Origin of the sequence: Micromonospora sp. NPDC051925, assembly GCF_044548625.1 — a bacterium.
Classification (GTDB): Bacteria; Actinomycetota; Actinomycetes; order Mycobacteriales; family Micromonosporaceae; genus Micromonospora.
Map to the genome: position 1 here is coordinate 47,995 of NZ_JBIUCH010000031.1, position 16,785 is coordinate 64,779.

Genomic DNA, 16,785 nt, shown 5'->3' on the forward strand with positions numbered 1-16,785 from the left:
GACGAAGACTCCGGCTTCGAGGGCAAAATTGTGGTAGCCGTCAACCGTCAGGTCGTAGACGTCCGCTGTCTCGTCAAGCGGCTCGACAGACACGACACGGTGGTTCACCAGATTGACCGCCTCCCGGAGGCGGGCGTAATCGCTGTCGTAGAACGCCAGGAGTCGATCGAACCGGAGTCCTGTGCGTGCGGACCTCAGACGCTCGGCTTCGTACGCCGCGGCAAGCTCCGCATCCGTTAGCACCAGCAGCGGAGCGAGCCGCTTGAGCGCGGCCCGCCGCCTGCCCTCCTGTTGGCGACCGACCCGCTCGCCCTTTGGCACGTTGGCCACGTAGGCCGCCCGACCAGCCTGCGCCTTGGCAAGGTGACCGGTGTCCGGGTCCGCCAACCGCTGCTTCATCAAACGTGAGTGACGGGCCCCGAATTCAGGATTCTCCTCGTGCCAGGCCCGCACCGCGTTGCGCTGGCGTTCCCGCTCGGCAGGATCACCGAACTGTTCGATGGTCTTTCGCGACCGCCAGGCACGCAGCTCGGAGTTGTCCCACTGCCGCACCGAACGCGCCCGCCAGGCGGAACGACGAGCAGGGTCCGCGAAGTAGTTCCGGACGCGCTCCGCAGCGGCCTCACGGTGCTCGGGCTGTGACCAGTACTGGGCCTGCCGGTCCCGCATCCGATCGGCGTAAGCGGCCTTTTCCTCGTCATCGAGCGCGTCGTACCAGTCCTGAAATCCCTTGTTCAGCTTGGCCCGAAATTCGGGTGACTCGTTGAGCGCGAACAGCCGAGCGAGGCACGCCTCACGGAATGCGGGATCGCGCCACTGCGCACTGAGCATGGCCGACTTGAACTCCCGGCCGCCGTTGGCAAACCACTCCCGCCAGCCCGCGTGGACGTGTTCGCCCATCATCGCGGCGTGCAGTGCTGAGTGATCGGCCCAGGTCATCCGTTGAATGTTTCGCGGATCGTTGTTGCGCTTGTTGATGTCGATGTGGTGACGGACGTTGCCGTTGGTGGCGCTGTCACGATCGTGACGAGGATTCCAGGCGTCGGCGAGGTAGTGGGTGTAGACCCACTCCTCCCGGTCGTTCATCCAGATCCGTTCGTATCCGTGCAGCTTATGCCCCTCGGATTTACTGGAAACGCTCCGGTACAAGGGCATGAGCGATTCACCGGGGACCAGGGCATCGGCCCGTCGGTAGGAACCGTCACGCAGCCGGAAGAGGTGATCCGGTGTGCAACGCACCGACGCGCCGTTGTCGAGCTGCACCCGGACCAGCCGGGCAGCTCTCTTGGTGAGGCGTGGCTCCACCAGAGGAGCGACCACCACGCGCCCCGCCTTGTTGGTGGTATAGCCGAAATGGGTCACCCCCCGCTGCCAGTCCGCTGCCAGATCGGCAAAGGACCGGGCCTCGCCGGAGGCGAGCGCAACCATGGTGTCGCCGGTGAAACACCCCAGGGCGCTGTCCCCCTCCACGATGAACAGCTCGCTGCGGTCCACCCCGGTGGCGCGGCAGTCGACCAGCTTGGCCGGCATCGACGCGCCCTCCAGGGCGGTCTTGCGCCGGGCCGCGTCCTTCTGCTGCTTCTGGGTCAGCCGCACCCGGGCCGCGTCGACGATCTTCTGGAGCACCGTGCGCGCCTCGGCCTTGCTGCGCCGGTCCTCCAGCCACGCCTTGACGTGCTGCTCGACCAGGGTCTGCAGCACCTTGGTGATGCCGGCGGTGGACAGCTCGTCCTTGGTCTGCGAGGTGAACTGCGGCTCGGGGATGCGCACGTGCAGCACCGCCGTCATCCCCTCCAGGACGTCGTCCAGGGTGGGCGGGTCCTCCTTGGGCTTGAGCAGGCCCCGGGTGTTGCGGACGGCATCGGCCAGGGTACGGGTCAGCGCCCGCTCGAAGCCCTTGCGGTGGGTGCCGCCGTGCGCGTTGCGGATGGTGTTGGTGAAGCACTCGACGGTGCGCTCGTAGCCGGTGCCCCAGCGGAAGGCGATCTCGACCTCGGCCCGGCGCTGCACGTTGGACTGCATCACCCCGTTGGCGTCGGCGGCGTTCTCCCGGTACGTCCCCTCGCCGGTGACCAGCAGGGTGCCGGAGACCGGCCGGTCGCCGGCCGGGGCCAGGAACTCCACCATGTCGGTGAGCCCGTTGGGGAAGTGGAACCGCTCCTCGACCGGCTCCTCGGCGGTCTCGTCGCGCAGCCGGTAGTCGACCCCGGGGACCAGGAAGGCGGTGTTGCGTAGCTTCATCCGGACCGCGTCGACGTCCAGCCGCGCGCCGGTCTCGAAGTAGCGGGCGTCGTGCCAGTACCGGATCGACGTGCCGGTGCGCTGACCCCGCTTCATCACCCCGACGACCTGGAGGCCGGGCCCGGGGGTGAACGGGGCCTCCGGGCCCTCGCCGTCGAAGACGCCGGGCACGCCGTGGCGGAACGACATCGCGTGCACCTTGCCGCCGCGCCGGACGGTCACGTCGAACCGGCGGGACAGCGCGTTGACCGCGGAGGCGCCCACGCCGTGCAGGCCGCCGGAGGTCTTGTAGCCGGAGCCGCCGAACTTGCCGCCGGCGTGCAGCCGGGTGAGCACCAACTCGACGCCGGAGATGCCCGACTTGGCGTGCACGTCGGTCGGGATGCCCCGGCCGTCGTCGTCGACCCGTACCGAGCCGTCGGCGTGCAGGACCACCTCGACCGTGCTGGCGTGACCCGCGACACCCTCGTCGGTGGAGTTGTCCAGGATCTCGTTGACGAGGTGACCCACGCCACGACTGTCGGTGGAGCCGATGTACATGCCGGGACGCTTGCGGACGGCGTCCAGGCCCTCCAGGTGGGTGAGGTCGTCTGCCCCGTAGAGGGCGTCAGGCTGTGCGGTCAACTGGTCGTACTCCCCGGTCTCGGCGATGTGGTGCCGCTCACCGCCTCGATCTCCACGCGGCGTGCCGCAGCGAGCGTAGCCGTACGCCCCGACAGCGGCATGCAGCCCTGCGTCGGACGCCGACTGCGCGTCTCCGGGTGACAACACCGCCGACCACCGGAGCCTTCCCTGGCCGAGCGAGCGCCGAGCCGGAAACGACAGTTTCCGTCATTCGACGATCGTGTTAAGAGGCATTGACGCCCATCTCGCCAAGTGATCTGATCGCGGCCGTGAAGGATCTTTCACATTTCCATGGACAGATGGGGGACGTCATGTCCAGGTTCCGTCGGACCGCCCTCGCGGCGGCCCTCACCGTCGCCACGGCCGCCCTGCCGATCGCCGCCGGCCCGCCCGCACCGGCCGCCGCCGCCCTGCCCACCGCCGCGGTCGCCCTCGGCGACAGCTTCATCAGCGGCGAGGGTGCCGGGTCGTACGCGCCGGTGACCGACCTCAACGGGGTGGCCCAGCCCTTCCCGGGCTGGTCGGCGCCGAACAACAACGCCTACTTCTGCCACCGCTCGCCGAACGCCTCGCTGTTCAAGGCGGAGCTGCCGGGGATCACCGACCGGTTCAACCTCGCCTGCTCCGGCGGCCAGCCCTACGACATCGCCAACGCCTCGGCCAGCCGGGCCAAGGGTCGGCAGGTCGCCGCCCAGCTCGACCAGCTCCGCGCGGTCGGGCAGACCCACGACATCGACCTGGTGCTGGTCGGCCTCGGATCGAACAACAGCTCCTTCACCTTCGGCAGCGTGGCCGAGAAGTGCGCCAATCGGTTCATCGCCGACGCCTGGACCGGCTGGTGGGAGTTCTGGGCGTACCTGGGCGGGCCGGTCGAGCAGGAACCCTGCTCGGACGCTGACCTGGCCACTGCCGCCCAGGTCAGCGCGGCCACCGCGGAGACCACGGCGGCGGTCCGGCAGATCCTGACCACGCTCGACCAGATCGACGCCGATGGCCAGCACCGGATCGTCTTCCAGGACTACACCAACCCGCTGCCGCCGGAGCTGGCCTCGACCTACTGGGAGGAGGACAGCCGGGACGACACCCGGGACAAGTTCCGCGACCTGGGTGCCGAGCGGTACGCCGCCGGCTGCCCGATCCACCGGGCCAGCCTCGCCCCCGGCCAGCGCTTCTCCCAGGGCCTGGGCACCCTGGTGAACTCGGTGCGCAGCACCCTGTCCGCCGAGTTCCCCGCCGCTGACCTGGTCTACCTCAACGTGCAGCGGGCCTTCGACGGCGCCCGGCTCTGCGAGTCGGCGGGCAGCCCCGGCAACGCGCTGGCCACCCCGATCCGGCTCCAGGACGGCACCTCGGGCGTCTTCGTGACCAGCCTCTCCGGCTACGACAAGCTGGACATCCAGCGGATCGCCAACACCTGCGGGACGTACTTCCAGACCTGCCAGGAGTCCTGGCACCCGAGCGCGGCCGGGCACCAGGTGCTCGGCCGGTGTCTGACCGGGGCGGCGGCGACCGCCGCCCGCGCGGTCTCCTGCGTCCGGTCGGCGGACGGCACGGTCCGGATCAGCTGAACCGACAGCCGGTGGGGGCGACCAGCCGGGTCGCTCCCACCGGCCGGTCCGCCCGGAGCACCGCTGCCGGCCGGACCGTTCAGGTCGCCCTCGCCGGTCCGGGCGGGGCGGGGGTGAGCAGCAGCAGCGGGGCCGCCGGGCCGTCGACCAGATCGCCCAGGGGCACCTCGTCGAGGACGGCGAGGAAGGCCGCCTGGGCACGGCGGAGCTGGACCCGCAGCCGGCAACCGGCGCGCAGGGCACGGCCGGACTCCTCGCAGGAGACCACCTCGCCCTCCCCCTCGAAGGCGCGCACGACCCGCCCGTGCTCTCGGAGTCGTCAGCCACCGTCGTCACCGCCACCCTGCCCGTGGTCCGGGCGCACGCCGACCAGATCACCGGGCGGTTCTACGCCCGGATGTTCGCCGCCCACCCGGAGCTGCTCAACCTGTTCAACCGGGGCAACCAGGCGACCGGCCGGCAGCAGGCGGCCCTGGCCGCCTCCGTCGTCGCGTACGCCGGGCACCTCACCGGCGACGACGCGTCGGCGTGGGAGGCGATCCTGGACCGGATCGCGCACAAGCACGCCTCGCTCGGCATCGCCGCCAGCCAGTACCCGCTGGTGGGTCGGCACCTGATGGCCGCCGTCGGCGAGGTGCTCGGCACGGCGGTCACCCCGCAGGTCGCCGCCGCCTGGGACGAGGTGTACTGGCTGATGGCCTGCGAACTCGTCGCCCGGGAGGCCCGCCTGTACACGACCTCGGGGCTACCCGGGAACGGTTCGGTGTGGCGCGACTGGCGGGTCGCCGGGGTGACGCCGGAAGCCACCGACACCGTCTCGTTCACCCTCGTCCCGGCCGACGGCGGTCCGGTGCCGGGCTTCGTCCCCGGGCAGTACGTCTCGGTCGCGGTGGACCTCGACGGTGGGCGCGGCCAGCAGATCCGCCAGTACAGCCTCTCCGGCCGCCCCGACGCCGATCACTGGCGGATCACCGTGAAGCGGGTACGCGGCACCGGCGGATCCCCGGACGGGCTGGTCTCCACCGCCCTGCACGAGCGCGTCGGCCCCGGCGACACCCTGCGGCTGAGCCCGCCCTTCGGCGAGGTCAGCGCGGTCGCCGGCGACGGGCCGCTGCTGCTGGTCAGCGCCGGGATCGGCCTCACCCCGGCGATGTCCGCCCTGGAACACCTGGCGGCCACCGCACCGGACCGGCCGGTGGTGCTGGCCCACGCCGACCGGGACGGCGCGGCCCACGCCCACCGGGCCGAACTGGCCGCACCGCACGCCCGGCTGCCCCGACTGCAGCTGCGACTCTGGTACGAGGAGACCACCGACGGCGACGACAGCCCGGCACTGATCGCCGAGGTGGCCCGGGGACGTATCGACCCGGAGCTGATCCCGCTCTCCCCCGACGCACACGTGCACCTCTGTGGGCCGCTGCCGTTCATGAACCAGGTCCGGGGCGGACTGCTGCGCCGGGGCGTACCGGTGGAACGGATCGCCTACGAGGTGTTCGGACCGGGGATGCTGCCGAGGGAGAGCTGAGCGGCCACCCCGCCCACCACCCGGGGCCGTTATTACCAGCCGGTAGGCTAGGGCGGTGAGCGGGGAAGCGGAGTACGCGCAGGAGTTCGTTGACGTCGACCGGGCCCGGCTCGGCATCCAGGTCTACCCGGAACCCGACGGGGCACCCGGTGGCCCGGTGGTGGTGATCTGGCCGGCGATGGGGGTCCGGGCCCGCTACTACCGCCCGTTCGCCACCGCGCTGCGCGACGCCGGGCTCGCCGTGGTCGTCGCCGACCTGCGCGGCACCGGCCTCAGCACTCCCCCACCGTCGCGTTCCTGCCGTTACGGCTACCGCGAGCTGGCCGCCGACGTCGGCGCTGTCCTCGAAGCGCTGAAGCCCCGGCTGGACGGCCGCCCGAGGCTGCTGCTCGGGCACTCCCTCGGCGGGCAGGCGGCCCTGCTGCACCTGGCCCTGCACGGTGCCGACCCGGTCGACGGGCTAGCCCTGCTCGCCGTCGGCGTGCCGTACTGGCGCAGCTACCCCGGCCTCCGGGGGTACGGCGTGCTGCCGTACACCCAGGGGATCGGGGCGGTCGCCGGGGCGCTCGGGGTCTGGCCGGGGTGGGGGTTCGGCGGCCGGCAGGCGCGCGGGGTGATCCGGGACTGGGCGCGCACCGCCCGGACCGGCCGCTTCCCCACGCTGGACGGGGTGGACAGCGAGGCGGCCGTGGGCCGGCTGACCGTCCCGGTGCTCGCGGTCAGCGTCGACGACGACCAGTACACCCCGCACCCGACCGTCGACCACCTCTGCGCCAAGCTGACCGCCGCGCCGGTCACCCGGCACCGGTACACCGTGGCCGAGGCGGGGGCCCCGCTGGACCACTTCCGCTGGGTCCGGGCCGGGCTGCCGCTCACCCGGCGGGTGGCCGACTTCGCGGCGGGCCTGCCGCGCCGCTGACCCCGACTCCTCGAATTTCCACCGGCCAGCGCGGAAACGGGCGCGTAGCCGCCGCCACGACGGGTATGCCGCTGCGCCCGAACACGGTGGAGGGGGATCAGATGTCGGAACGACACACCGCACTGCGCTCGATGCACGACCTGGGCCTGGCGGCCTGGTTTGGTGGCTCCCTGATGGGAGCGCTGGGCGTGAACGGGGCGGCGGCAAAGATCAGCGACTCGACCCAACGACTCCCGGTGGCCTCGGCCGGGTGGGCCCGGTGGACCCCGGTCAACGCGGCGGCGATCGGCGCCCACCTGGCCGGCGCGGTGGGGGAACTGGCCACCGAGAGCCCGCGCATGATGGCGCAGGCCGGCGTGGGCCGGATGAGCGCGGTGAAGACCGCGCTCACCGTCGGCGCGCTCGCGGCGACCGGATACAGCCGGTTGGTCGGCATGAAGTTGCAGAACGCCGGCAACCCGCCGGTCTCGGGGACCACCGAGCCGAACTACCAGACGCCCACCGAGGTGGCGCACCGGCAGCGGCAGATGAAGGTCCTCCAGTGGACCATCCCGGCGTTGACCGGGGCGCTGGTGGTGGTCACGGCGTACATGGGCGAGCAGCAGAAGCCCGGCCAGGTGTTCCGGGGAATGCTCGGTCGCGCCGGTGGGTTGATGGGCGCCCCGGTGACGATGGGTCGGCTGGCCGCGACGGGGGCCCGTCGGCGGATGGCGATGGCCGGCTGACCGACGGGCCGGAACCGGCCGGTGCGGGGCCTGCCGTCGTGCTGTCGACGGCGGGCCCCGCACCGGCGGGTCGGTGACGACGACCGGGACGACCGACAGCGAGGTGGGCGATGACGGCGAACGATCGACGCGGTGGCGGGCGGGGACCGGAGTCGGCTGCTCCCTGGGGCACCACGGACGGGTGCGACGCGGACCCCGCCGTGGGGCTCGGGCGCGGACGACCCGATGGACGAGGGCAGCGAGGAGACGGCCGTGCCGCCGGGCCGGCGGGGCGAGCGACGGGCCGGCGAACCCTCCCGCGACTCCCGGCCGGCGGGCCGGCGGGGCGAGCGACGGGCCGGCGAACCCTCCCGCGACTCCCGGCCGGCGGGCCGACACGGTTTCGGCCCGGTCGAGCCCACCCCGACGATGCCGGCCGGGCCGGGCGCACCGCCGGACCCGGCACCGCCCCGACGGTCCTTCCCGACCGACACGGCGACCGGCGATCTGCCGGACAACTCCCTCGAGGAGACGACCGGAATGCACCCGGAGGGCATCAGCCGGGAATGACCCGGCCCGCCCCGTCCGGCCCGTCCGGGGGCCGCCAGCGGCGGACCGGTCAGCGGCAGGGCGGTCAGCGAGTCGCCCTCCCGTACGGGACCGGTCAGCGGGTGGCCGCCGCCGGGGTGGGAGTCACCCCGAGCAGCTCCGCCAGCCGGGTGGCGTCCCGCTGTGCCTGCCCCGCGCAGCAGTTGTTGAACAACACGTGCAGTTCCCCGGACCGGGTGGCCAGGTCGGCCAGTAGCTCCGCCCACCGGCGCAGTTCGTCGTCGGCGTAGGCGTACCGGAACCGGTCCTCCTTGCTGCCGTCCGCCCAGTGCGCGCTGTGGCCGTGCATCCGGACCAGCACCGGCTCGGCCGTACCGATCATGATCGGCGGCACCGAGGAGGGGTGCCCCTGCGGCATGTCGACGCAGACCAGGCTGAGGTCGTGGTCGCGCAGGAAGGTCACCGTCTCGGCCGCCGCGACGCCGTCGAACCAGGACCCGTGGCGCAGCTCCACCGCGACCCGCCACGGCCGGCACCGGTCGGCCAGTTCCTCGATCCGCCGCCGGGCGTCCGCACCGCGCACCAGCCACGGCGGAAACTGCAACAGCACCGCGCCGAGCCGGTCGGCCGCCGCGAGCGGTTCCAGCGCCGCCCGGAACCGGTCCCACAGCTCGTCGTACGACACCTCGGGCAGGTCACGGCGGCGGACCCGGGATGGTCCGCTGGCCGGTCGCAGGTCCTTCGGCAGCACCTGCACCGGCGTCGGGTGCCCGGTGAAGAGGCTGAACGCCTTGACGTCGAAGGTGAAGCCCGCCGGGGTGGCCGCCGCCCAACCGCTGGTGGTCTCCGGCGTCGGGATGGCGTAGTACGAGGTGTCCACCTCGACCAGCCCGAACTGCCCGGCGTACCAGCCGAGCCGCTGCGCCGGGGTGCGTGCCGATCGGGGATACCAGCCGGAACGCAGCAGCGTCTGATCCGCCCAGGACGAGGTGCCCACCCTGATCACTCCCATGTGCTCCAGTGCACCGCCCGTCGGCCGGATCGGCAACCGCTGGCCGTCGGGGGTGGCGCACCGGAAGTGTCGGGGGGTGGCCCTAGCGTGGGCCGCGACGACATCGACCACGGAGGGTGGACGGGGATGACCACTTCGGAGCGGGCGCTCACCGGCGAACGGGCCGACCTGGCGCAGGCCGTCAGCCTGCACCGCGGCTTCCTGCGGCACACCGTGCGCGGGCTGACCGACGCGCAGGCGGCAACCCGCAGCACGGTCAGCGAGCTGTGCCTGGGCGGCCTGATCAAGCACGTGACCGTGGTGGAGCAGCGCTGGGCGCGGTTCATGGTCGGCGGGGCCGAGGCGATGCAGAGCGAGCCGGTCGACTGGGCCGACCTGTTCCGGATGTCCGGCGACGACACCCTGGCCGGCCTGCTCGACCGGTACGCCGAGACGTCCGCCCACACCGACGAGCTGATCGCCACCCTCGACCTGGACGCGAGCCACCCGCTGCCGGAGGCGCCCTGGTTCGCGCCGGGCGCGCGCTGGTCGGTGCGGCGGGTGCTGCTGCACATCATCGCGGAGACCGCCCAGCACGCCGGGCACGCCGACATCATCCGCGAGTCGATCGACGGCGCGAAGACGATGGGCTGAACTCCGGCCGTTCCACGGGGGCGACCAGGCTCCGACAGGAGGCGACCGACCTCAGCGGGTGCGGTCGACGACGTACCGGGTCAGTCCGAGCAGAAACCGGCCGTCCTCGGTGTCGGCCCGGTCGCCGAGCGCGGCCCGCCCCTCGGCCAACGCCGCGTCGGCCAGCTCGCGGGCGCTGCGGCGGGCCACCTCCACGCTGTCGTACGCCATCAGCCGGCGGTGCAGCCAGCGCACCTCGGCGGCGGTGCGGCCGGCGCGGGGGGTGCCGAGGAAGGCCACCGCCCGCTCCCGTTCCCCGGCGGTGCAGCGCCCCAGGAAGTCGATGAGGATCAGGGTGCGCTTGCCCTCCCACAGGTCGCCGGCGATCTCCTTGCCATAGGCCGAGTACTCCCCCACCAGGTTCAACACGTCGTCGGTGATCTGGAAGGCCGCGCCGAGGTACCAGCCGTAACGGTCCAGCCGGTCCCGGCGCAGCCGCCCGTCGCCGGCCGCCAGGATGCCGGTGCGGCAGGGATAGATGCAGGTGTACCAGGACGTCTTCTTCAGGCACATCCGGTAGTAGTCGTCGGGGGTGAGGTCGCAGACGTTGTCCCGGATCCAGCCGATCTCGATCGCCTGGCCCTCCAGCGAGTGGCGCAGCATCAGCCGGCTCTCCTCGACCAGTTGCCAGGCGGTGCCGGAGCCGAGCCCGTCCCGGTTGGCCATCAGCCGGTCCAGGGCGAGCAGGTTGGTCATGTTGCCGACGTTGAGGGCCACACCGATGCCGTACTCGGCGGGCAGGGTCGGTGCGCCTCGCCGCTGCTCACTGCCGTCCTGGATGTCGTCGTGGATCAGGAAGGCGTTGTGGAACAACTCGACGGTGGTGGCCACGTTGACCGCCGCCTCGTCCACCTCGGCACCGTCCCCGGCGAGCCGGCACGCAGCCAGGCAGAGCGCCGCGCGAAGTCCCTTGCCGCAGCGGCGGGGATAGTCGGCGACCAGGTCGTAGAGGTAGCGGGGTCCGCCGGTGGGCAGCTGGGTCAGCAGGGTCGCCATGGTCCGCGCGCGGTAGCGGTCCAGCACCTCCCCGACCTGGTCGTCGAGGCCCGGGGCAGCCATCGGCTCAGGACACCGGGCCGGGACCGCCGCCGGCTGCCGGAGCGCCCGCGGTCGGGTCGACGCGTGCCGGCCCGTCACCGAAGGACGGGTGGTGGCCCTGCTCGGTCACCCGGTCGAGCAGCCCGTTGGCCAGCTCCGGGGCGAGCCGGGCCAGGTCGATCAGGCTGTCCAGCACGTCGTGCGCGTCGGAGGCGTAGCGGCGGGTCAGCTCGCCCCGCTCGCCGGTGGTCGGCAGTTGGGCGACCACCATGTCGATCAGCGAATGGGTGTCCTTGCGGACCCGGTCGGCCACCTCGTCGAAGGCGGCCGGGTCGACCCGCCGGTCGGCGGTCAGCTTCTCCTGGAGGCGGCGGGCGCTGGCGATGCCGGCGGACAGCTCCTCCTCGAGCACCGACGCCGCTCGGGTGACGGCAGCCGACACCTCGTCGCCGACCTGATCGAAGCGCTCGTCACTGTGCGTGTCACGTCCCGGCATGCTGCCAACCTCCCTCGATGCGGCCTGTCCAGCGGAGTCTGACACCGAACCGAACCATCCGGTCACGTAATGTAGGGATGCCGACGCAGTTTCGTCGTCCGCCCCCGCGCCCGGTGTGACGGGGGCAACCTGCGCCCCTGCGGGTGTGACGTCCCGCACCGGGCTGGCGCTGAGGGACACGAGATGAAAGGACACCGCCTGGACCAGGAAACCGCCGAACGGCTGCTCAGCGGGCCGGTCGCCGGCCCGGGGCCGCTCGTGGCGCTCCTGGCGGCGGTCCGCGCCGCGCCGCACCCGGCCGAGCTACGCGGGGAGCCGGGGGCGATGTCGGCGTTCCGGGCCGCTCGGGCCGACGCCCTCCGGTCGACATCGCCCGGTACCGCCGACGACACCCGACCGGGTGAGATCCCCGGTCAGGGCCGGATCAGGCCCCGCACATAGGCGGCCTGACCGACGTGCTGGAGATCGTCGGAGGCGACGCTGACCAGCCGGACCCCGAGGGTCACCGGCGGATCCCAGTTCTCGTCGACCACCCGGTCCAGGTCCGCCGGTCGCAGTCCGGCCAGGAACTTCCGGGTCCGCTCCGCCACGGCCCGGTGGTAGTCGACCAGCACCTCCGCGCTCTCCGGACGCACGGCGGCGACCTGCTCCGGGGTGTGGTCGTAGCCGGTGTCGGCAGGATCGACGGAAAGCCCGAACCGGGCCGCCCAGTCGCCGGTGACCCCGATCTGGTCGGCCCCGAGCAGCTCCGCGATCTGCTGGTCCTGAATCCGGGTGAGGTGCCAGATCAGCCAGCCGACCGGGTTGGCACCCGGGCCGGGGGCCCGGCACAGCTCGTCGGGGCTGAGCCCGTCCACCGCCGCACGTACCAGGTCGGGCAGTTGGCCGTAGACCTCGGTCAGCAGGTCGTCGACGTTCACCGGTTCCTCCTTCTCGCGGGCGTACCAGACCCGGATACCGCTGTCGGAGGCCGACAAACCGCGCTCTAGGGTGATTCGGTGGTCGCGGCGCTCGAGTGTTATCTGGACACCGACGCCACTCGGCGCATCCGGGCCCTGTGGGACGCGCTGGAGTCCGAGGGTGTGCAGAGCATGCGCTCGTTGTTGGCGCAGCGGCACCGACCGCACGTCTCGCTGGCCGTGGCGCCCCGACTCGACCCGGACCGGGTGGCCGAGGCGCTGACCGCCACCGTGGTGGCCGCCCCGCTGCGGCTGGTCTTCCAGCACGCCGGCCAGTTCGTCGGCCGGGTGCTCTGGCTCGGTGTCACCCCCACCGCGGAACTGCTCGCCCAGCACGCCCTGGTGCACGACCGGCTGACCCGGGCCGGGGTGGAGTTGGCCGAGCACTACCGGCCGGGGCGCTGGGTCCCGCACTGCACGCTCTCCATGCGGGTGCCGAACCCGCTGATGGCCGTGGCGGTGCGGCGCTGCCTGGAGGTGCTGCCGCTGGAGGCGACCGTGGTCGGCGCGGCCGTCGTCGACCACGCCCGGGACATCTCCCGCCCGCTGCCCTGACTCCCGGCCGTACCGATCGCCGCCCTCGACGCCGCCCGCGGCAACGGAGGGTCGGCCCGGCCCGCACTCGTCTCAGCCGAGTCCTTCGGGTCGGGTGATGGCCCAGCTTGCGCCGTTCGGGTCACGCAGCAGCACCTCACCCGGCGTGCCGTTGGCGGCGCTGACCCGGGCACCGACCGCGACGGCGCGACGCAGCACGGCATCGGCGTCGACGCACTCCACGGTGAGCACCGGCAGCCTGGGCGTTGCCGTGGGCGGGTCGGCCCACTCGCTGATCGTGAACCGGTGGCCGTCGACGACAAGGTCGGCGGTGAGCACCCGCCCGTCGGGAAGGCACTCCTGCCGCTGCGGGACCGCGCCGAAGACGTGGGTGTAGAACGCGATGGCGTCGGACGCGTCGGTGACCGTCAGGTACGGCGCGGCCGGTGGATGCTCGGAAGTCATGACGTCGATGCCACCTTCCCCGTCGACCGGCGACGGATCCGTCTGACCGACGGTAGGCGGGAGGACTGTCGCACCGGCACCCTTAACCGACCCCTGAAGTTCCCCCGTCGGGGACGGCGGTGTCGAGCTGTCACACCGGTCACGGGGAGGGCGTCGGCGAGCGGCCGATGGCCCACCCGGCACCCGGCCAGGACGGCCGACGTCGCCGGACGCCGCATAGGGGTGGTGACGGGTCGGTCGTCGCACTAGCGTCGGCGGCACGGGGCCGTCCGCACGTACCCGTGCCGATCGATCAGGAGGCGTGGACCGTGTCGCTGCTGGCCGCGATGTCATCGTCGATGGACGACCGTCCGGACCGGATCCGGGTGGGTGACCGGTCCCTCTCCCTGCCCCGCCTGCGGGAGTCGGCCGCCGCGGTCGCCGACGACCTGCACGGCCTGGACCGGGTCGCGGTCGAGACCACCGCCACGATGGAGACCGTCGTCGGCGTGGTGGGCGCGCTGTTGGCCGGTACGGCGGTGGTACCGGTGCCCCCGGACGCGGGGCCCCGGGAACGGGAGCACATCCTGCGCGACTCGGCGGCGCAGGCCCTGCTCGCGCCGGTCGGCGAGACCCCGAGCGGACGCGGGGCATCGGGCGGAGGTGGCTTGCCGGTCGTACCGGTCGATCTGCGCCGCGTCTCGGCGACCGAGCATCCGGAGGCCGGGCCGGACCGGACCGCCCTGATCCTCTACACCAGCGGGACCACCGGTGCGCCGAAGGGGGCGCTGCTCTCCCGCGCAGCGATCGCCACCTGCCTGGACGGGCTGGCCGACGCCTGGGCGTGGACACCGGACGACCTGCTGGTGCACGGGCTGCCGCTGTTCCACGTACACGGTCTGGTACTCGGTGTGCTCGGTCCGCTGCGGGTCGGCAGCCGGCTGCACCACGTCGGCCGGCCGCAGCCGGAACGGTACGCGGCAGCCGGCGGGACGCTCTACTTCGGCGTACCGACCATCTGGTCACGGATCGGTGCGACGCCGGCCGCCGCGCGGGCGTTGCGGTCGGCCCGGCTGCTGGTGTCGGGCAGCGCGGCGCTGCCCACGGCGGTCTTCGACGGCCTCGCGGCGTTGACCGGGCACCGGGCGGTCGAGCGGTACGGCATGACCGAGACCCTGATCACGGTGAGCGCCCGCGCGGACGGACCGCGCCGGCCGGGCGCCGTCGGGGTGCCACTGCCCGGGGTACGCACCCGGATCGTCGACGAGCAGGGCCGGGACCTGCCGACCGACGGTACGGCGATGGGCGAGCTGCTGGTCGCCGGCCCCACCCTGTTCGACGGCTACCTGAACCGGCCGGACGCCGACGCGGCGAGTCGCACCGCCGACGGCTGGTTCCGGACCGGGGACGTCGCCACCGTCGGCCCGGACGGCTGGCACCGGATCGTCGGCCGGGCGAGCACCGACCTGATCAAGAGCGGCGGCTACCGGATCGGGGCGGGTGAGGTGGAGGAGGCGCTGCTGGCCCACCCGGCGGTACGCGAGGCGGCGGTGGTCGGCCTGCCGCACCCGGATCTGGGGCAGCAGGTCACCGCGTACGTGGTCGGCGACGGGGTGACCGGGCCGGAGCTGGTGGACTTCGTCGCGCGGCAATTGTCGGTGCACAAGCGACCCCGTGAGGTCCGGTTGGTCGACGCCCTCCCCCGCAACGCGCTGGGCAAGGTGCAGAAGAAACGCCTCGTCGAGGGGTGAGGGTCAGACCTGCGCGGGTGCAGGCAGCACCGGCTTCAGCCACGAGTCGGGGCGGGCACGGGGCCGCCACTCCCGGGGGTAGCCGACCGAGACCTCCTCGAACCGCACCCCGTCGTGCCAGGTGACCCGGGGGATGTGCAGGTGGCCGTAGATCACCGTCGCGGCGTGGAAACGGCGGTGCCAGTCGGCGGTGAGTTCGGTGCCGCACCACTGGGCGAACTCGGGGTAGCGCAGGATGTCGGTGGGCATCCGGACCAGCGGATAGTGGTTGACCAGGATCTTCGGCACGGCCGGGTCGCAGCCGTCGAGCCGGGCCTCGGTCAGCGCCACCCGGGCCCGGCACCACGCGTCCCGGCTCGGGTACGGATCGGGGTGGAGGAAGACCTCGTCGGCGCAGACCACGCCGGCGGCGTGCGCCCGAGCCAGGGACTGTTCCTTGCTGTTCACGCCCGGCTCACGGAACGTGTAGTCGTAGCCGATGAACAGCGGTGCCACCAGCAGGGGACCGCCGGCCCCGACCCAGACCGGGTAGTCGTCCTCGGGGGTGCTCACGCCCAGGTCCCGGCAGTGCCGCACGATGGCCTGGTAGCGGGCCTCACCCCGCAGCCGGACGGGGTCCTGGGAGTGGGTCCACAGCTCGTGGTTGCCGGGCGTCCAGATGACCTTGCCGAACCGTTCGCTGAGCAGCTTCAGCGCCCAGGTGACGTCGGCGAAGAGTTCGGCGACGTCACCGGCGACGATCAGCCAGTCGCCGGCCGCGCGGGGCCACAGGCTCTCCACGATCTTCCGGTTCTCCGGGTACGCCACGTGCAGGTCGCTGACGGCGTAGATGCCGGCGTTCATCGGTGTGGTCCCCTCGTTCGTCCAGTGCGCTGCCGGGCGGTGCGGGTGCGGCTCAGTTCGGTACGGCGACGACGGTCAGGGTCAGGCCGGCGTCGCACAGATAGCGGCCGTCGAAGTCCCGCCCGCGACCGGGGACGAGGACGCGGGCGGTGAAGGTGCGTTCGGCCGGGTGGAGGGTGATCCGGGCCTCGTCGAAGCCGAGGAAGACACCGGTGGTCGGGAACCACGCCTTGTAGAGGGCCTCCTTGGCGCTGAACAGCAGCCGCCCCCAGTCCGGACCGGGGGTGTCGGCGGTCAGCCGGTGCACCATGGCCCGCTCGTCGGGCAGGGCGATGGCGTCGAGGACGCCGTCGGGCAGCGGAGCGTCGGGTTCGGCGTCGATGCCGATGGTCCGGACGTCGTCCCGGTGGGCGACGACGGCAGCCCGGTAACCGGCGCAGTGGGTGAGGCTGCCGACCACACCGGCCGGCCAGACGGGTGCGCCCCGTTCGCCGGTGAGTACCGGGGCGGGTGGCTGGCCGAGGGCGCGCAGGGCCCGGCGGGCACAGGTGCGGGCGGTGGTGAACTCCAGTCGTCGCTTCTCGACGGCGCGGGCCACCAGCGCGGCTTCCTCGGGGTGCAGTGGCTCGGTGTCGGTGTCGTCGAACGCCTCGACGGCAACGGCACCAGGCGGCGTGAGCTGCTCGATCATGCGTCGGCCAGCGGCCGGATGGTCCAGGTGTCGCCGGTGGTGAGGAGGTCGGTGAGTTGTTGTTCGGGGGTGTGGGTGGTGGTGGCTTTGGCGGTGGTGAGTTGTTGTTGTACGAGGTTATCGTAGGTGGGGCGGGTGGTTTGTCGGAACACGCCGATGGGGGTGTTGCGGAGGTCTGGTCCGGGGAGTCGGGACAGGGCGAAGGCGTAGGCGGG

General features: G+C 72.7%; 17 protein-coding genes and 3 pseudogenes. 9 read left to right on the forward strand and 11 right to left on the reverse strand.

The genetic code is table 11. The features are described from left to right. Together ACIG87_RS30055 and ACIG87_RS30060 are read right to left on the reverse strand one after the other, a co-directional pair. Positions 1 to 1,470: pseudogene (locus ACIG87_RS30055) on the reverse strand (DNA topoisomerase); the annotation flags it as partial. Continuing rightward, positions 1,447 to 2,892, reverse strand: a pseudogene (locus tag ACIG87_RS30060) (ATP-binding protein); the annotation flags it as partial. The pseudogenes ACIG87_RS30060 and ACIG87_RS30055, both read right to left, overlap by 24 nt. Positions 2,893 to 3,176: 284 nt before the next feature. Here ACIG87_RS30060 and ACIG87_RS30065 point away from each other — a divergent pair. Further along, positions 3,177 to 4,433 (forward strand): hypothetical protein, encoded by a 1,257-nt coding sequence (locus ACIG87_RS30065; protein ID WP_396854990.1) that lies wholly within the window; start codon positions 3,177 to 3,179, stop codon positions 4,431 to 4,433. Positions 4,434 to 4,512: 79 nt separating this feature from the next. Here ACIG87_RS30065 and ACIG87_RS30070 read toward each other — a convergent pair whose 3' ends face one another. Further along, positions 4,513 to 4,728 (reverse strand): hypothetical protein, encoded by a 216-nt coding sequence (locus ACIG87_RS30070; protein WP_396854991.1) that lies wholly within the window; start codon positions 4,726 to 4,728, stop codon positions 4,513 to 4,515. A 9-nt stretch (positions 4,729 to 4,737) separates the two neighbouring features. Here ACIG87_RS30070 and ACIG87_RS30075 point away from each other — a divergent pair, with 9 nt between their 5' ends. From ACIG87_RS30075 to ACIG87_RS30090, 4 genes are all read left to right on the forward strand, one after another. Then, positions 4,738 to 5,958 carry a globin domain-containing protein gene (locus ACIG87_RS30075; protein ID WP_396854992.1) on the forward strand — a complete coding sequence of 407 codons (1,221 nt, stop codon included), beginning with the start codon at positions 4,738 to 4,740 and terminating at the stop codon, positions 5,956 to 5,958. A gap of 55 nt (positions 5,959 to 6,013) precedes the next feature. Next, entirely contained in the window at positions 6,014 to 6,877 is an 864-nt protein-coding gene (locus tag ACIG87_RS30080) for an alpha/beta fold hydrolase (RefSeq protein ID WP_396854993.1), read from the forward strand. Positions 6,878 to 6,978: 101 nt separating this feature from the next. Further along, positions 6,979 to 7,602 (forward strand): hypothetical protein, encoded by a 624-nt coding sequence (locus tag ACIG87_RS30085; protein ID WP_396854994.1) that lies wholly within the window; start codon positions 6,979 to 6,981, stop codon positions 7,600 to 7,602. 225 nt (positions 7,603 to 7,827) lie between these two features. After that, positions 7,828 to 8,151, forward strand: a complete 324-nt coding sequence (locus ACIG87_RS30090) for a hypothetical protein (protein ID WP_396854995.1) — start codon at positions 7,828 to 7,830, stop codon at positions 8,149 to 8,151. A gap of 94 nt (positions 8,152 to 8,245) precedes the next feature. Here ACIG87_RS30090 and ACIG87_RS30095 read toward each other — a convergent pair whose 3' ends face one another. Continuing rightward, positions 8,246 to 9,142 (reverse strand): DUF72 domain-containing protein, encoded by an 897-nt coding sequence (locus tag ACIG87_RS30095; RefSeq protein WP_396854996.1) that lies wholly within the window; start codon positions 9,140 to 9,142, stop codon positions 8,246 to 8,248. Between the two features lie 126 nt (positions 9,143 to 9,268). Here ACIG87_RS30095 and ACIG87_RS30100 point away from each other — a divergent pair, with 126 nt between their 5' ends. Next, positions 9,269 to 9,775, forward strand: coding sequence for a DinB family protein (locus ACIG87_RS30100; RefSeq protein ID WP_396854997.1), 507 nt, complete (start codon positions 9,269 to 9,271; stop codon positions 9,773 to 9,775). 51 nt (positions 9,776 to 9,826) lie between these two features. Here the strand turns inward: ACIG87_RS30100 and ACIG87_RS30105 are convergent, their stop codons facing one another. Next, the gene (locus tag ACIG87_RS30105) at positions 9,827 to 10,873 is read right to left on the reverse strand and encodes a polyprenyl synthetase family protein (RefSeq protein WP_396854998.1); all 1,047 of its coding nucleotides are present in this window, start codon (positions 10,871 to 10,873) and stop codon (positions 9,827 to 9,829) included. Between the two features lie 4 nt (positions 10,874 to 10,877). Next, a complete protein-coding gene (locus ACIG87_RS30110; RefSeq protein ID WP_396854999.1) occupies positions 10,878 to 11,348 on the reverse strand; it encodes a hypothetical protein in 471 nt (156 codons plus the stop codon). Positions 11,349 to 11,531: 183 nt separating this feature from the next. Between ACIG87_RS30110 and ACIG87_RS30115 the strand changes: the two genes are divergently transcribed. Continuing rightward, entirely contained in the window at positions 11,532 to 11,789 is a 258-nt protein-coding gene (locus ACIG87_RS30115) for a hypothetical protein (RefSeq protein ID WP_396855000.1), read from the forward strand. Here the strand turns inward: ACIG87_RS30115 and ACIG87_RS30120 are convergent. Then, entirely contained in the window at positions 11,762 to 12,268 is a 507-nt protein-coding gene (locus ACIG87_RS30120) for a DinB family protein (protein WP_396855001.1), read from the reverse strand. The genes ACIG87_RS30115 and ACIG87_RS30120 overlap by 28 nt on opposite strands. Positions 12,269 to 12,346: 78 nt before the next feature. Here ACIG87_RS30120 and ACIG87_RS30125 point away from each other — a divergent pair, with 78 nt between their 5' ends. Beyond that, entirely contained in the window at positions 12,347 to 12,862 is a 516-nt protein-coding gene (locus ACIG87_RS30125; RefSeq protein ID WP_396855002.1) for a 2'-5' RNA ligase family protein, read from the forward strand. Between the two features lie 72 nt (positions 12,863 to 12,934). On the opposite strand, the gene ACIG87_RS30130 is transcribed toward ACIG87_RS30125, so the two are convergent. Next, positions 12,935 to 13,306: a VOC family protein gene (locus ACIG87_RS30130; protein WP_396855003.1), complete on the reverse strand. Its 372-nt coding sequence runs from the start codon at positions 13,304 to 13,306 to the stop codon at positions 12,935 to 12,937. Between the two features lie 308 nt (positions 13,307 to 13,614). Here ACIG87_RS30130 and ACIG87_RS30135 point away from each other — a divergent pair, with 308 nt between their 5' ends. Continuing rightward, complete coding sequence (locus ACIG87_RS30135; protein ID WP_396855012.1) at positions 13,615 to 15,036, forward strand: acyl-CoA synthetase; 1,422 nt, start codon at positions 13,615 to 13,617, stop codon at positions 15,034 to 15,036. A 3-nt stretch (positions 15,037 to 15,039) separates the two neighbouring features. Here ACIG87_RS30135 and ACIG87_RS30140 read toward each other — a convergent pair whose 3' ends face one another. The 3 genes and pseudogenes from ACIG87_RS30140 to ACIG87_RS30150 all read right to left on the reverse strand — a co-directional run. Next, the gene (locus ACIG87_RS30140; RefSeq protein WP_396855004.1) at positions 15,040 to 15,879 is read right to left on the reverse strand and encodes a metallophosphoesterase family protein; all 840 of its coding nucleotides are present in this window, start codon (positions 15,877 to 15,879) and stop codon (positions 15,040 to 15,042) included. A 52-nt stretch (positions 15,880 to 15,931) separates the two neighbouring features. Continuing rightward, a complete protein-coding gene (locus ACIG87_RS30145; protein WP_396855005.1) occupies positions 15,932 to 16,570 on the reverse strand; it encodes a 4'-phosphopantetheinyl transferase in 639 nt (212 codons plus the stop codon). After that, positions 16,567 to 16,785 (reverse strand): annotated as a pseudogene (locus ACIG87_RS30150) (2-oxoacid:ferredoxin oxidoreductase subunit beta); the annotation flags it as partial. The pseudogene ACIG87_RS30150 and the gene ACIG87_RS30145, both read right to left, overlap by 4 nt.